The sequence below is a fragment of the Lederbergia wuyishanensis genome (genome assembly GCF_022900255.1).
GTDB classification, from domain to species: domain Bacteria; phylum Bacillota; class Bacilli; order Bacillales; family Bacillaceae_C; genus Lederbergia; species Lederbergia wuyishanensis.
On the sequence record NZ_JALIRM010000014.1, the window covers coordinates 120,109 to 135,077 of the forward strand.

Consider the following 14,969-nt stretch of genomic DNA (forward strand, 5'->3'; position numbering starts at 1 on the left):
ACAAAAGAAGCGGCTCAGTAAATGAGACCGCCTTTTAGAACGTTATAGAGTACATTAACTCATATTCCTTTATTACCCCATCTAACGCTTGTAGGCTTTTTACGCTATAAGCATCATCTGTCTTTGTTTCTAGTTGATTTTTTAATTTTTCCACCGATGCAACTAGTGATTTTTTATAATCAGGAATTTCATCTTCATAAGGTTTTACCATTTTAATTGGAATGTTTGCCTGTTCTCGAAAAGCAAGCGCCTTTCTTTCGTGAAAAAATGGTACATCTGCCTCATTTGGGTTATGAAGATCTCCCTGTCTTGGATGAATTAGTACAGCTAAACAACGCACTGTATATGTATCCGGTTTAACTGCTGTAATTTCACCAATATATTTTCCGGTTTTATTAAAGGCCGTAACAACTTGTCCAATTTGCACTAGCAAATCCCCCTTTCCTTTCTTACTATTATGGAAGACGATGAAAGAAAATGAAAGAATGATGCTTTTTTTATTATTTTCTTGTAAAGTTATTTTTGGAGGGGCTTTCAGATGAAAAAATTTCTTTTTTTACTAATGTTTGTTACCATATTATCTGCATGCGGCAAGTCCTCAATAATAAATTTAAATGAGGAGACTGCAACAGGTAGTAACCAATCTGCAAAGGAAGAAGGAGATTCAGAAATGACTGAACAAGTAGTGTATCCACAATTGTCCACTGAAGTGGCGGAAAATGAAAAATTAGTACAAATGAATACAAATATGGGTTCGATAAAAATAAAATTGTTCCCTGAGCAAGCTCCAAAATCAGTTGAGAATTTTTTAACACATGCAAAAGAAGGATATTATAACGGTATAATCTTTCACAGGGTCATCAACGACTTCATGATTCAAGGTGGAGACCCAACTGGAACAGGTCGAGGTGGAGAGAGTATTTTCGGGCATTCCTTTGAAGATGAATTTTCAATGGAATTATTCAATCTTCGTGGCGCTCTTTCTATGGCAAACGCTGGCCCGAATACGAATGGAAGTCAATTTTTTATCGTGCAAAATAATCATATGGATCCACGTGTAAAAAGTCAGCTTGAGAAGGCTGGTTTTCCAAAAGAAATCATAGAGGCTTATATTGAAAATGGTGGAACCCCACATCTTGACCACCGCCATACTGTGTTTGGACAAGTTATCGAAGGAATGGATGTTGTAGACAGTATCGCAGGTGTACAAACAGGCCCTGGGGATAAGCCTCTTGATGATGTTGTTATTGAAAGTATTGATATCATTAAGGAATAAGAAAAATCTTTAAATGAATGATTATCTAGACTGTATGAAAAAGCTTGTCATACAAGGCACGCTAGAGTGAAGACGCGAAAAGAAGTTACCTTCATGAGTAGACGAGCGAGGCAAGCAACACCGTATGTGAGCGTTTTTCAAAATTTTGTAGCCGTCCAATAAGGACGGCTTTTCACATTATTGTCGACTTTTCGCAAACGGGTGCCTTGGTTTTAACAAAAAGACTTTGCTATAATAAATATGTATTTTTAATAGGAAAGGATGTTTTCCTTGTTCACAATCTTAAATTCGTTTGTTTTATATATGCCATTTCTTTATTTCCCAGAGGATAAAACCGAATATATCCCAGCCGCGATTTCAATGTCCGTATTTATTTTTGCAGCAATACTTACTTTTGTATTGATCAAAAAAGTTTCCAAAAAACAGGAGTCCAAAACTAAACATCTAGAGGATCAAATAAAACAAGAAAACAAAGAAAAGCATCTTTAATGGTGCTTTTTTTGTGCGAAAAAAGTCTGCTAATGTGTATTATTTACAGATGCAGACTGCAAGAGAATTCGTAGCTTACTAGTGTTTTTCTTTAATGCTAATTATTTTATTGAAAGTTATAAATAATAATTTGGATTGGATTTTCCTTGTAAAGCAAATACCTATTACTCGAAAAAGTGTGTTGAAAAAGGATATTTCATTTTTCGCATGGCAATAATGACGAATAGGGAATTCTTATGGAGGGTTGGCTATGAGGAAATTAATGTTGTTTTCAATATGTTTTATTCTTTCTGCATGCTCAAATCCGCTTCCAAATATATTGGACATAGATATGAAAAATTCTGACGGAGATTCACTTGGGAAAATAAAGCTTGAGGAAAAAGCAGACGGTATAAAGGTTAAGGTTAATTTGAAAGGAATGCCTCCAGGTGTGCACGCTATACATATCCATGACAAAGGAAGTTGTGCTCCGCCGGATTTTTTATCAGCTGGTGACCACTTCAATCCTGACAATAAAGAACATGGTCTCCTCAACCCGAAAGGTCCACATGCAGGGGATTTTCCAAATTTAATAGTAGAAGACGATGGTAATATAAAAACAGATTTTACCGCTAAAGGTGTCACGTTTAAAGAAGAGAAAAATTCTCTTTATACAACGGAAGGAACATCTATAGTAATACACGAGGGAGCTGATGATGGAATGGCTCAGCCTGCTGGTGACTCAGGAGAAAGAATCGCGTGCGGGGAAATTTCAATGGATAGAAAACCTGCAAAATCAACGAAGAAATAAAAAGGTACTTTTCCACAACAAATAATATTAGTGGAAAAGTACTTTTCATTTCTTGAAAAATAAGAATGTATGACAATTTTATTAGAACTATATTTCTTAACAAAGGCTCTCGTTGTCAAAATCTAGGCTCCCTCTGCTTAAGGGCAGAAAACATAAACAATTAATATAGAGATTCTCCAACTAACCCACTTCATTTTTGATGTGGTCTAAATTGGTCGCCTTACACTTTTCTTACTGAAAAGCTAATTTTAATCTCTCGATCCCTTCTTCTATAATTGAACGCGGACAAGCTGTGTTGATTCGAATAAAACCTTCTCCACCTTGACCGTAAGAATTTCCAAAATTGACTGCTAAACCGGCTTTTTCTAGAAGTCTTTGGCGTATTTCTTTGTCGTCCAACCCTGTTGCCCTGCAATCAACCCATACAAGGTATGTTCCTTCTGGCTCTATCACTTTTAATTCAGGTAGATAATTTTCAATTCCTTCTTTAAGAATTTTAATATTATCTTTTATGTAATCCAGTGCATCTTCAAGCCACTTTTCTCCATATTGGTAAGCTGCTTCCATTGCAATGATTCCGAATGTATTTAATGTATGAAAACCTTCTTTCTTCTGGATATCTTGCAATTTTTTACGCATTTCTACATTTTGAACAACAATAAAGGATGATTGCAACCCTGCTAAATTAAAAGTTTTACTAGGGGCCATAAATGTAATAATAAAATCCGAATATGAAGGATCCAATGTACAAATTGGAATATGCTTGTAAGGTGGTGAAACAATGTCGGCATGTATTTCATCTGAGGCGATAATAACCCCATATTCCCTACAAAGTTCCGCTATTTTAGTAAGTTCTTCTTTAGACCAAACTCGCCCTGCTGGATTATGTGGACTACATAGTAAAAATAGCTTTACTCCACTTTTTAACTTTTCTTCAAAGTCTGTAAAATCTATTTCATAGCGTCCGTTTTTTAATACTAGAGGGGAATTGATAACTTCTCTCATATTACTTTCAATCATATTAAAAAAAGGTGTATAAACAGGGGATTGAAGCATGACTTTGTCCCCAACCTCTGTAAATGCTCGAATCGCCATGCCGATGGATGGAACAACCCCGTGACTATACATAAGCCATGAAGGATTAATATCCCAACCATGACGTTTACTGACCCAGTTAATGATTGCTTTAGAAGTGGTATCACCAATAATTGTGTAACCAAAAACACCATGATCTACGCGCTGCTTCATTGTTTCGAGTACTTCACTAGGTGGAGGAAAATCCATATCTGCTACCCACATTGGTAACAATTCATTTTTTCCGAAAACTGCTTTCATACCATCCCATTTTACAGAAGAAGTGTTTTTTCTATCGACTTTTTCATCAAAATTATACATAGTAAGACTCCTTTCCTTTTCATTGCTCAACATTAATCATAAAGGTGAAGGGTTAGATTTTACAAGCAACTACATCCAAAAGGATTTTAATGTGCCTATTGTTAACTTCGAATATATATTCGTAAACGAAGAGAAAACCTAATACATATGTTTTTGTATCATTTTTTTATCCATATGATGTGGAACAGATGGTACTAAGAATGCTTATAAGAGATACCAAGGCGTGTTTAGGCCAGCTAGCTGCTAGTCACAATCGCTTGCTATATGAGAACAATTTAAATAAAACGTATTATTTCATCATAGACTTCTTTTGGTTTTTCTTCAGGTAATAAGTGGCCAGTATTTTTTATAACGACTAGTGATGAATTTGGTAAATCATAGGCGAGACGATTTCCAATATTTAAAGGAACTATCGTATCGTGATCCCCCCATAAAAGTAAACATGGTGTTTGAATTGATTGAAGAGACACTGGAGCAAGATCACCTTCACGATGACGAAGCATTTTTGCTAATGCCCGGAAAATTTCATTATGATGAAAAGGTTCCTCATACCCTTTAATCATTTTCTCGTCAATAATGGATTTATCGTAGACAACAATATTTAAATTCCCCTCAACGCCTGATTTTTCAAGGTATAGTTTAATAAATCTCCCGATAAATGGAACGTACGTCAACATTCTAAGGGGGAGTTTAGCGCGTGGCACGTACCCAGAGCAGCTTATAAGTATTGCTTTTTTGATAAATTCTGGTCTCTGAATACTCATATTTAAAACAATCTGACCACCCATTGAGTGTCCAGTTGCAATAATGTTCTTATAGCCAAGAGTGTCAAGTAGTTCTAGGATAGTACTGGCAATATTTGCATATGTATAGCTGAATTTCAAAGACTTTCCACTCTTTCCGAATGGTGGAAAATCTATAGAAACAATATTAACATCCTTCTCTAAATATGGAATTAAGCGACGAAAACTAAATGAGGATGACAAAAAACCATGAATTAAAACAATAGTATTAAGTGCATTTGGATGCTTATATTCCTCATAGTAAATACTAATATCATTTATTTTGATTGAAGATCCTATTGGCATATCTTCCACCTCCTATCATTATGATACCCTTTTAAAAAGGTTTGAAAAAACTACAAAGGGGAAAATTTTCAATATATGATAGGACTGCTTCTTTGATTCTAATGATTCTCTATGTTATAATTTACAATTGCGTAAATTAGGAGAAAATCTAATATAAACTAGGAGTGTTTCTATGACTACAAAATATGAAACAGGAGCGGTATTAACAGGTAAAGTGACCGGTATCCAACCATATGGTGCATTTATTGCATTGGACGATCAAACTCAAGGACTTGTTCACATTTCGGAAATAAAACATGGATTTGTAAAAGATATTCATGAAATTTTGTCTGTAGGTGATGAAGTTAAAGTTAAAGTGTTAAACGTTGATGAAGAGAAAGGGAAAATCAGCCTTTCCATACGTGCTACTGAAGAGGTACAAAAGCAACGTGAACCTCGAAATCCGCGTCGACAAGGTACAATCAAAACAGAAACGACACAAACAACTAATGAGGGTTTTAATACATTAAAAGATAAGCTTCAAGAGTGGATTGAACAATCACGAGAAGAATTAATTAAAAAATAGTTTTTTGAGGATGTCATATAGGCATCCTTTTTTTGTTTTCTCGAGAAGTTTATCTAATATTTCATCTGACCATGCTCTCGCGTTTTTGTATATTCTAACACTGAAAATATGTTACTATTTATGTGAAGAAAAAATCTGCGTGAGGGGGATACACTGTGATTACTTATAGACATGAACCTTTTACAGACTTTACTGAAGAAGAAAATAAACTTGCCTTTGAAAAAGGATTGCAAATTGTTGAGAGTTATCTTGGAAGCGATTACCCGTTGATCATTGATGGTGAACGTATCACGACTCAAGACAAAATTGTTTCTATTAATCCAGCAAATAAGGATGAAATAATTGGCTATGTTTCTAAATCAAACATGGAGCTTGCTGAACTTGCGATGCAAAGTTCTTTGAAAGCGTTTGAATCTTGGAAAAAGGCAAAACCTGAAACCAGAGCTGATGTTTTATTTAAAGCAGCCGCTATTGTTAGACGCAGAAAGCATGAATTTTCAGCTCTATTAGTTAAAGAAGCTGGTAAACCGTGGAATGAGGCTGATGCGGATACTGCTGAAGCCATTGATTTTATGGAATATTATGGTCGTCAAATGCTTGAAATAAAAAATGGAAAGAATGTCGAAAGTAGACCTGGAGAATTTAATCGTTATCATTATATACCTCTCGGTGTAAGCGTTGTTATTTCGCCATGGAACTTTGCTTTAGCAATTATGGCTGGAACTACAGTTGCGTCAATGGTAACAGGAAATACAGTTCTTTTGAAGCCGGCATCCACAACACCGGTTATTGCTGCAAAATTTGTGGAAGTTCTAGAAGAAGCAGGGATGCCAAAAGGGGTTGTCAACTATATTCCGGGGAGTGGTTCAGAAGTTGGTGATTACTTAGTTGACCATCCAAAAACTCGTTTTATTAGTTTTACAGGATCACGAGAAGTGGGGATTAGAATATATGAACGTGCTTCGAAAGTGAATGCCGGTCAAATTTGGCTGAAGCGTGTCATTGCGGAAATGGGTGGAAAAGATACAATTGTAGTAGATAAAGAGGCTGATCTTGAATTAGCAGCTCGATCTATCGTTAAATCCGCTTTTGGATTTTCTGGACAAAAGTGCTCTGCTTGTTCTCGAGCTGTCATTGTAGAAGATGTCTATGACCAAGTGCTCTCACGTGCAGTTGAAATTACAAAAAAATTAACTGTTGGAGACCCTACAAATCCAAATATTTTTATGGGACCCGTTAACGATCAAAATGCGTACAATAAAATAATGGAATATATTGAAATTGGTAAGCAAGAAGGTAAGCTTATGGCTGGAGGAGAAGGTGACGACTCGAAAGGATTTTTTATCAAGCCAACCATTTTTGCTGATCTCGATCCAGAAGCTAAAATTATGAAAGAAGAAATTTTTGGCCCTGTTGTGGCGTTTGCTAAAGCGAAGGATTTTACAGAAGCAATTGAAATAGCTAATAACACAGAATATGGATTAACAGGAGCCGTTATCTCTAAATCTCGAGAAAACATTGAATTTGCTCGAGAAGAATTCCATGTGGGAAATCTATATTTCAATCGTGGATGTACCGGTGCAATCGTAGGTTACCAGCCTTTTGGCGGCTTTAATATGAGTGGAACCGATTCGAAAGCCGGAGGACCAGATTATCTACTACTTCATATGCAGGCTAAAACAACGTCCGAAATGCTATAAATCTCACTTGGAAAATAGATCAACAGGAGGTCTTAATTTTTGGGTACAGAGGAAATCATTGCGCAAACCGAAAAATACGGGGCAAAAAATTATAATCCTCTGCCTGTTGTTATTTCCGAGGCAGGAGGGGTATGGGTAAAAGACCCTGAAGGAATAAAATATATGGATATGTTAAGTGCATATTCTGCTGTAAATCAAGGACATCGCCATCCAAAAATTATTCAAGCTTTAAAAGAGCAAGCGGATCGAGTTACATTGACTTCAAGAGCGTTCCATAATGATATGCTTGGACCATGGAATGAGAAGGTTTGCCAATTAACGAATAAGAATATGGTTCTACCAATGAACACAGGTGCTGAAGCGGTTGAAACTGCTATAAAAGCGGCGAGGCGATGGGCGTATTCGGTAAAGAAAGTAGAGGAAAATCAAGCTGAAATCATTGTTTGCGAAGGGAATTTTCATGGACGGACAATGAGTGCTATTTCTCTATCCTCAGATGATGAATATAAATATCAGTTCGGCCCAATGCTACCTGGTATAAAGCTTATCCCATACGGGGATATAGAGGCGTTAAAGCAGGCAATCACCTCTAATACCGCTGCATTTTTATTAGAGCCAATTCAGGGAGAAGCGGGAATAATAATTCCACCTGAGGGGTTTTTAAAAGAGGCTTTTAAAATTTGTAGAAAAAATAATGTACTATTTATTGCAGATGAAATACAATCTGGATTAGGACGATCTGGAAAAATGTTTGCCTGTGATTGGGAAACGGTTGAACCGGATATGTATATATTAGGCAAAGCGCTAGGAGGTGGAGTGTTTCCGATATCCTGTGTAGCGGCAAATAGTGAGATTCTTGGAGTTTTTAACCCTGGGTCCCACGGTTCAACATTCGGTGGAAATCCAATGGCATGTGCAGTTTCGATTGCGGCATTGGACGTTATTTATAATGAAAAACTTTGTGAACAATCACTTGAACTTGGACTATATTTTATGTCAAAATTAAATGATATTGTTAATCCGTCGATAAAAGAAATAAGAGGCAAAGGTCTATTTATCGGTGTCGAGTTAAATGAAAATGCCCGTCCATACTGTGAAGCCTTGATGACAGAAGGGCTTTTATGTAAAGAAACACATGAAAATGTTATCCGTTTTGCTCCGCCATTAACGATTACTAGGGAAGAGTTGGATTGGGCGATCGAACGGATTAAAAAAGTGCTTGCAAAATGATATAATTAACTGAGATCGTTAAGATGTCCCTCTTTTAATAAAAGGGACAAAATCTAGTAACCGACAATTAGCAAGAGATAAACTTTTGTTGAATTTAGTTAATGCAGTCGGCGGATACCTAAACTTTTTTCGAATTAGCTTATAAAAGTTTAGGTGAAATTCCGCCAAGGAGTCATTGAATCTGATTACACAATAAAGAGGCGAAAAATAACAATGGCAGAAAATCTTAACCTATTTACATCAACACAAGAGGTAATTAAAGATGGCCTCCATAAGCTTGGTTTTGGTGAGGAAATGTATGAGCTTTTAAAAGAACCAATGAGAATGTTAACTGTACGCATTCCTGTAAGAATGGATGATGGATCAGTCAACGTTTACACAGGTTTTCGTGCACAACATAATGATTCAGTTGGTCCTACAAAAGGTGGGGTCCGTTTTCATCCAGATGTCACGGAAGAAGAAGTAAAAGCTATGTCGATGTGGATGAGTATAAAATGTGGAATCGTTAACCTCCCTTATGGTGGAGGTAAAGGTGGAATAATATGCGATCCACGGACAATGTCAATGGGTGAAATTGAACGTCTTAGCCGTGGGTATGTTCGTGCCATAAGTCAAATTGTTGGACCTACAAAAGACATTCCGGCACCCGATGTGTACACAAACTCACAAATCATGGCTTGGATGATGGATGAATATAGCCGTCTCCGTGAAAATGATTCTCCAGGATTTATTACTGGAAAGCCAATTGTGCTTGGTGGTTCACAAGGTAGAGAAAAGGCCACTGCTCAAGGTGTAACCATTTGTATTGAAGAAGCTGCTAAAAAACGAGGTATTAATTTAAAAAATTCTAGAATTGTTATTCAAGGATTTGGAAATGCTGGAAGCTTCCTTTCTAAGTTTTTATATGATGCTGGAGCTAAAATTGTAGGAATTTCCGATGCTTATGGAGCATTACACGATCCTGATGGGCTCGATATCGACTATTTACTAGATCGTAGAGATAGCTTCGGTACTGTAACAACTTTATTTGATAATACTATTACAAATAAAGAATTATTTGAACTTGATTGCGACATCATAGTTCCTGCTGCAGTTGCAAATCAAATTACTGCAGATAATGCTCATAATATTAAGGCATCCATCGTTGTTGAGGCTGCAAACGGCCCGACTACCGAGGAAGCAACACGAATATTAAGTGAAAGAGGAGTTTTACTAGTTCCGGATGTACTTGCAAGTGCAGGTGGGGTTACCGTTTCTTATTTCGAATGGGTCCAAAACAACCAAGGATATTATTGGACGGAAGAAGAAGTCAACGAAAAACTTCGCACAAAACTTGTCGAGTCGTTCGAAAATGTATACAATACTGCCGAAAGCCGAAGAGTAAATATGCGCCTAGCAGCATATATGGTTGGCTTACGAAACGTAGCAGAAGCTTCCCGTTTTAGAGGATGGGTATAATATTAGTGATTGAAAATACCACAGTTCAGAGTGAACTGTGGTATTTTTTGAAGGGGAATTTTTAATAAGTGTAACGCTATAATTTTAAGGCGTTATTTATTAGGGCAGTGAATCTTGGATTGATGCCTAAGAAAGGTGAAAATCGTATAGGTCCGTAAGGAATGTAAAAATAGTTACTAAAGGAAACCAATCCTGCTATTGATGCCCTAAGAAAGGTAAAGTCAATAAGGAAGAGTATTGGTTCCGTGAGAAATGTGACAATCGTAATTAAAGGTAATCAATCGGAGTATTGGCACCCTTAAGACTGCAAAAATCATTGCCAAAGGAAATCAATCCTCCTTTAGGCACTCTAAGGAATGTGAGAAAATAATAAAGGGTTACCTGACTTATGTGAAATCCTTGCCCAGTTTATAATCATATTGTTTAGCAATAAAGAAATTATTTTAAACCTAATAATGAAAAGTATATTTGTTTTCCGTAAAGATATCTCCTTTAACATATATTTTCTTGAAAATCTCTCCCTGTTCAGCTAGAGTATTACCATATAGATTTTGTACATAAGGAGGAAAAGTGATGGGATATCTAAAGTTTGATTACTCAAAAGCATTAAGTTTTTTCGGTGAACATGAAATTACATACTTGCAAGCCGCTGTGGAAACAGCTCATAAACAATTACATGAAAAAACAGGAGCTGGAAAGGATTATACAGGTTGGGTAGAACTTCCACACGAGTATGATCGTGAAGAATTCTCTCGTATAAAAAAAGCAGCTGATAAAATTAAAGAAGATAGTGATGTATTACTTGTTATCGGAATTGGTGGATCTTACCTAGGTGCTAGAGCTGCTATTGAAATGCTTAATCATAGCTTTTACAATGCACAGTCTTCTGAACAGCGCAAAACTCCTCAAGTCTTTTTTGTAGGAAACAATATTAGCTCAACGTATATGAAGGACTTAATGGATTTGCTTGATGGAAAGGATTTCTCGATCAATGTTATTTCTAAATCCGGAACAACGACCGAGCCTGCACTTGCATTCCGCATATTCCGCAAACTTCTAGAAGAAAAGTATGGTGCAGAAGAAGCTAGAAAAAGAATTTATGCTACGACTGACCAAGCAAAAGGTGCTTTAAAGACTTTAGCAAACGAAGAAGGATACGAATCATTTGTAATCCCTGATGATGTTGGGGGAAGGTATTCTGTTTTGACAGCTGTTGGGTTGCTTCCAATTGCGGTGAGCGGAGTCGAAATTGAGGAAATGATGAAAGGTGCTGCAGATGCCAGCGACGAATTTAGCAGCCCTGAGCTTGATAAAAATATTTCCTACCAGTATGCTGCGATTCGAAATGCTTTATACAATAAAGGAAAAACGATTGAAATGCTCATTAATTATGAGCCAGGCTTGCAGTATTTTTCCGAGTGGTGGAAACAACTATTTGGAGAAAGTGAAGGGAAAGATCAAAAAGGAATATTCCCAGCTTCTGCTAATTTTTCTACAGACCTTCATTCATTAGGACAATACGTTCAAGAAGGCCGTCGTGATTTGTTCGAAACTGTTATTAAGGTAAAAAATCCACGCCATGAATTAGTTATCGAAAGTGAAGAAGGTGATTTGGACGGATTAAATTATTTAGAGGGCAAAACGGTTGATTTCGTAAATGATAAAGCATTTGAAGGAACGCTTTTAGCTCATACCGATGGTGGTGTTCCAAATTTAGTGGTAGAAATTCCTGCTATGGACGCCTACACTTTCGGATATCTAGTATATTTCTTCGAGAAAGCATGTGCAATTAGTGGTTATTTACTCGGTGTGAATCCATTTGACCAACCTGGAGTAGAAGCATATAAAGTTAATATGTTTGCACTCCTTGGAAAACCAGGATTCGAAGAGAAAAAAGCAGAATTGGAAAAAAGATTAAAATAATGTGTAGCACCTACGCGATGTAGGTGCTATTTTTATTTCCCTCTGTTCCTCACGATTACTTTTCTACTTAATTTTAAAAATGAGAACATACATATATAATTTTTATGATACGAGAAAAGAGTGGGAATTTTACTAATAACAATAAACTTAACGAAAACAAGTCTGTTCCTTGGAATAACCTCCCGTTGTCAAAGGAATACTAGATTGAAAACAAAGGAGTGTTGTAAAGTGTTTGAAATTAATTCAACTATAGAGGGTAAGGAATTTAATTTACATAAGCTGGAACAACTTTTAAAACCTAAGGGATATGTCATTGGTGGTAATTGGGATTATGATCGAGGCTTTTTTGATTACAAAATGGCAGATGAAGGTGGCTACCAATTTCTGCGTGTTCCATTTATAGCTGTACATGGAGAGCTTGATAGCCCTGGGGTAATTGTAAAATTAGGAACCCCTTTTGTTCTTGAGCATGTATATCAAAAGGGATTGGATGACTATGCTGATAGTAGTAATATGTCCGCTTCATTTAACCAGTTTTCTGAACCAGAGGATCCAGACGGAAACCTTGACAAAAAGTATATTCAAATGGGAAAAGATTTAGTTAACGAGCTGGAAACAATTTTATCTTAATTAAAACATCATTGATTTTTACGAACGTTTGTTCTATAATATTTCAAAGGAGGTTTATTAAATGAAGAGACTTCTTGCGGAATCTTTAAGATCCGGAATTAAGTTAGAAATGATTTATTTATCGGATAAAAAAGTTGTAACTCAAAGGACAATTAAAGTTTTGGCAATAGGAGAATCAACGTTTAAAGCCTTCTGTTATTTACGTAGAGAAGAAAGACTCTTCAAGTTGGAAAATATTCTTTCCATTACTGTTCCAAGGAAGAAGTATTTTAGAGGAGCATAATTTTAATAAAGTGCTATATCCTAAATTTCCAATTCTAGCTAGTTTATAGAAGCAGGATAGAAATTATGATATAATTAAAAAGTTAAATTCCTTAGAAGGAAGGAAACGGAAAATGGATATAGCGACAACGATACTAGGAATTACGTTTACCTCGGCAGCCATCATCGCATTATTGAAAATCATCGCAATCGATATAGTATTATCCGGTGATAATGCGATTGTAATTGCAATGGCAACAAGAAGCTTACCGAAGGAACTTCAAAATAAGGCTATAATATGGGGAACGGCTGGAGCAGTAATTTTGCGAGTTCTTTTTGCCATTATCATCGTTTGGTTATTGCAGATTCCCTTTGTAAATATTATTGGTGGTTTATTGCTTTTATGGATTGCATACACTGTTTTAGTTGGCGGGAAAGATGAAACGCACATTTCATCACATAACGGATTCATGAAGGCGGTAGGAACAATTATAATGGCTGATGCTGTTATGAGCTTGGATAATGTTGTAGCAGTAGCTGGTGCAGCTGATGGTCATGTAGTAATGATTGCTTTAGGAGTTGCTATCAGTATTCCGATTATGATTTTCGGCTCTAAATTTATTGTTAAAGTTATGGACAAGTATCATTGGATTGCATATGCGGGTTCAGGAATTCTGGCATGGACAGCTGGAGAAATGCTTTTAAAGGACAAGCATATTGACGAGTTGGTAGGTATTTCTGAAGGGCTTATGACCTATTTAACTATTGCATGCATTACCTTACTTGTTCTCCTAGCAGGATACTTTACTAATAAAAGAATCGCATATAAAAGAAAAGAACGCCAGCAGTATAGCTAATAAAATTTTCAACTTACAGGAACAACCGATTACCATTCAAGGTAGTCGGTTGTTTTTTTATTTTACTAGAGGTGACCTTAATCAGAGTATATTCATATCATTATAGGTAGAAGGGGCTGAAGGTCTAAGTGTACCAACTAAATTCTAAGGAGTTTGCTTTCAATCGTGATAATTAAACGCGAAGGAGAAGATTAGACGTGGTGAAAATCTTTATCGACCCAGGACATGGAGGCTCTGACTTTGGAGCAACTGGATATGGTTTGCGTGAGAAAGATTTGACGTTAAGCATTTCCAAAAGACTAGTAAACATTTTGTTAAATGAATATGACGACGTGCAAGTAAAGCTGAGTCGTACAGGTAATCAAACAGTTTCGTTAAACGAGCGAACTAATGCAGCAAATGCTTGGAATGCAGATTTTTTACTTTCTATTCATATAAACGCAAGTGGAGGTTCCGGTTTTGAAAGTTATATTTATATTGGGAGCTTTCCTAGCCGATCTGCTACAAACCAAAAACGCAATATCATACACGATGAAGTAATAAAAACAACCGGATTCATTGATCGAGGAAAAAAAGAAGCTGATTTTCATATGGTCCGGGAGTCTCATATGCAAAGTATATTGACTGAAAATGGATTTATTGACAATGCCCATGACGCAAATTTATTACGCCAATCGTCCTTTTTGGACAAGATTGCGAGAGGCCATGCTAATGGATTAGAAAAAGCGTTAAAGTTAAAAAGGAAAAGTGCTGAACAAGTGTCAGTTGCTTCCTCACCATCGGATGGTTCTTCATCTAACCGAGAAATGGGTGATCAAAGATACCAAGTTAACAAGGCGGTAGCGGGTTACTATACAGCAGCTGATGCTAAGACGGGAGAAAATAAAAAAAGCACGGTGAAAAAAGGAGATTATTACGTTTACAAGCGATATGATGGGATGATAAACGTTACAAAACAAAAAGGAGTCCCTGGAAGTTGGATTAATCCTAATAATAATGTCACTACAGCATTAAACACATTTCGAATCAGAGTGACAGCCGATGAATTATGGTACTACAATAAACCTGACTGGAATGCTCGAGAAGGAATAGCTAAAAAGGGAGAAGTGTTTACAGTTGTAGACACTCTTACAGTAAATGGATCAAAAATGTACAAATTAAAAAGTGGAAAATACATTACAGCTAACCCTCAGTATATAGAAAAGCTTTAGGCTCATTACCGTAAAACTACTTTAAGTTTAGTTTTACGGTTTTTTATATGAATAAAAAAATTATTATTTGTATTATGAATGTATAGAATATTCATT

At 36.3% G+C, this 14,969-nt stretch carries 15 protein-coding genes and 1 pseudogene; 13 read left to right on the plus strand and 3 right to left on the minus strand.

Annotated features, from left to right (window positions below):
* Positions 1-34: 34 nt before the first annotated feature.
* Positions 35-427, minus strand: coding sequence for a kinase-associated lipoprotein KapB (kapB, locus tag MT489_RS18520; protein ID WP_244683053.1), 393 nt, complete (start codon positions 425-427; stop codon positions 35-37).
* A 111-nt stretch (positions 428-538) separates the two neighbouring features.
* On the opposite strand from kapB, the gene MT489_RS18525 reads away from it, so the two are divergent.
* The 3 genes from MT489_RS18525 (at position 539) to MT489_RS18535 (ending at position 2,555) form a co-directional block, all read left to right on the plus strand.
* A complete protein-coding gene (locus MT489_RS18525; RefSeq protein WP_280518703.1) occupies positions 539-1,276 on the plus strand; it encodes a peptidylprolyl isomerase in 738 nt (245 codons plus the stop codon).
* A gap of 261 nt (positions 1,277-1,537) precedes the next feature.
* Positions 1,538-1,765, plus strand: a complete 228-nt coding sequence (locus tag MT489_RS18530) for a hypothetical protein (RefSeq protein WP_244683054.1) — start codon at positions 1,538-1,540, stop codon at positions 1,763-1,765.
* Positions 1,766-2,015: 250 nt separating this feature from the next.
* Positions 2,016-2,555: a superoxide dismutase family protein gene (locus MT489_RS18535; RefSeq protein WP_244683055.1), complete on the plus strand. Its 540-nt coding sequence runs from the start codon at positions 2,016-2,018 to the stop codon at positions 2,553-2,555.
* A gap of 231 nt (positions 2,556-2,786) precedes the next feature.
* On the opposite strand, the gene MT489_RS18540 is transcribed toward MT489_RS18535, so the two are convergent.
* Both MT489_RS18540 and MT489_RS18545 read right to left on the minus strand, forming a co-directional pair.
* A complete protein-coding gene (locus tag MT489_RS18540; protein ID WP_244683056.1) occupies positions 2,787-3,950 on the minus strand; it encodes a MalY/PatB family protein in 1,164 nt (387 codons plus the stop codon).
* A gap of 275 nt (positions 3,951-4,225) precedes the next feature.
* Entirely contained in the window at positions 4,226-5,038 is an 813-nt protein-coding gene (locus MT489_RS18545) for an alpha/beta fold hydrolase (protein ID WP_244683057.1), read from the minus strand.
* 172 nt (positions 5,039-5,210) lie between these two features.
* On the opposite strand from MT489_RS18545, the gene yugI reads away from it, so the two are divergent.
* The 10 genes and pseudogenes from yugI to MT489_RS18595 all read left to right on the plus strand — a co-directional run bounded on the left by yugI (position 5,211) and on the right by MT489_RS18595 (position 14,873).
* Positions 5,211-5,603, plus strand: a complete 393-nt coding sequence (yugI, locus tag MT489_RS18550) for a S1 domain-containing post-transcriptional regulator GSP13 (protein WP_244683058.1) — start codon at positions 5,211-5,213, stop codon at positions 5,601-5,603.
* A 155-nt stretch (positions 5,604-5,758) separates the two neighbouring features.
* Entirely contained in the window at positions 5,759-7,303 is a 1,545-nt protein-coding gene (gene pruA / locus MT489_RS18555; RefSeq protein ID WP_244683059.1) for an L-glutamate gamma-semialdehyde dehydrogenase, read from the plus strand.
* 39 nt (positions 7,304-7,342) lie between these two features.
* On the plus strand, positions 7,343-8,533 hold the full coding sequence (locus MT489_RS18560; protein WP_244683060.1) for an ornithine--oxo-acid transaminase: 1,191 nt from the start codon (positions 7,343-7,345) through the stop codon (positions 8,531-8,533).
* 213 nt (positions 8,534-8,746) lie between these two features.
* Complete coding sequence (locus MT489_RS18565; RefSeq protein WP_244683061.1) at positions 8,747-9,991, plus strand: Glu/Leu/Phe/Val family dehydrogenase; 1,245 nt, start codon at positions 8,747-8,749, stop codon at positions 9,989-9,991.
* 573 nt (positions 9,992-10,564) lie between these two features.
* Positions 10,565-11,914: a glucose-6-phosphate isomerase gene (locus MT489_RS18570; protein WP_244683062.1), complete on the plus strand. Its 1,350-nt coding sequence runs from the start codon at positions 10,565-10,567 to the stop codon at positions 11,912-11,914.
* A 228-nt stretch (positions 11,915-12,142) separates the two neighbouring features.
* Complete coding sequence (locus MT489_RS18575) at positions 12,143-12,544, plus strand: YugN-like family protein (protein ID WP_244683063.1); 402 nt, start codon at positions 12,143-12,145, stop codon at positions 12,542-12,544.
* Between the two features lie 61 nt (positions 12,545-12,605).
* Complete coding sequence (locus MT489_RS18580) at positions 12,606-12,827, plus strand: WYL domain-containing protein (RefSeq protein ID WP_244683064.1); 222 nt, start codon at positions 12,606-12,608, stop codon at positions 12,825-12,827.
* 112 nt (positions 12,828-12,939) lie between these two features.
* Positions 12,940-13,662, plus strand: a complete 723-nt coding sequence (locus tag MT489_RS18585) for a TerC family protein (protein WP_244683065.1) — start codon at positions 12,940-12,942, stop codon at positions 13,660-13,662.
* A 197-nt stretch (positions 13,663-13,859) separates the two neighbouring features.
* Positions 13,860-14,411: pseudogene (locus MT489_RS18590) on the plus strand (N-acetylmuramoyl-L-alanine amidase family protein); the annotation flags it as partial.
* Between the two features lie 189 nt (positions 14,412-14,600).
* Positions 14,601-14,873 (plus strand): DUF5776 domain-containing protein, encoded by a 273-nt coding sequence (locus MT489_RS18595; RefSeq protein ID WP_244683094.1) that lies wholly within the window; start codon positions 14,601-14,603, stop codon positions 14,871-14,873.
* The last annotated feature ends 96 nt before the right edge of the window (positions 14,874-14,969 follow it).

Bases quoted from the DNA above. Each gene is read 5' to 3' on its own strand.
- MT489_RS18525 (WP_280518703.1), top strand. From the start codon at position 539: ATGAAAAAATTTCTTTTTTTACTAATGTTTGTTACCATATTATCTGCA.
- MT489_RS18530 (WP_244683054.1), top strand. From the start codon at position 1,538: ATGTTTTCCTTGTTCACAATCTTAAATTCGTTTGTTTTATATATGCCA.
- MT489_RS18535 (WP_244683055.1), top strand. From the start codon at position 2,016: ATGAGGAAATTAATGTTGTTTTCAATATGTTTTATTCTTTCTGCATGC.
- MT489_RS18540 (WP_244683056.1), bottom strand. From the start codon at position 3,950: ATGTATAATTTTGATGAAAAAGTCGATAGAAAAAACACTTCTTCTGTA.
- MT489_RS18545 (WP_244683057.1), bottom strand. From the start codon at position 5,038: ATGCCAATAGGATCTTCAATCAAAATAAATGATATTAGTATTTACTAT.
- yugI (WP_244683058.1), top strand. From the start codon at position 5,211: ATGACTACAAAATATGAAACAGGAGCGGTATTAACAGGTAAAGTGACC.
- MT489_RS18565 (WP_244683061.1), top strand. From the start codon at position 8,747: ATGGCAGAAAATCTTAACCTATTTACATCAACACAAGAGGTAATTAAA.
- MT489_RS18570 (WP_244683062.1), top strand. From the start codon at position 10,565: ATGGGATATCTAAAGTTTGATTACTCAAAAGCATTAAGTTTTTTCGGT.
- MT489_RS18580 (WP_244683064.1), top strand. From the start codon at position 12,606: ATGAAGAGACTTCTTGCGGAATCTTTAAGATCCGGAATTAAGTTAGAA.
- MT489_RS18585 (WP_244683065.1), top strand. From the start codon at position 12,940: ATGGATATAGCGACAACGATACTAGGAATTACGTTTACCTCGGCAGCC.
- MT489_RS18595 (WP_244683094.1), top strand. From the start codon at position 14,601: ATGATAAACGTTACAAAACAAAAAGGAGTCCCTGGAAGTTGGATTAAT.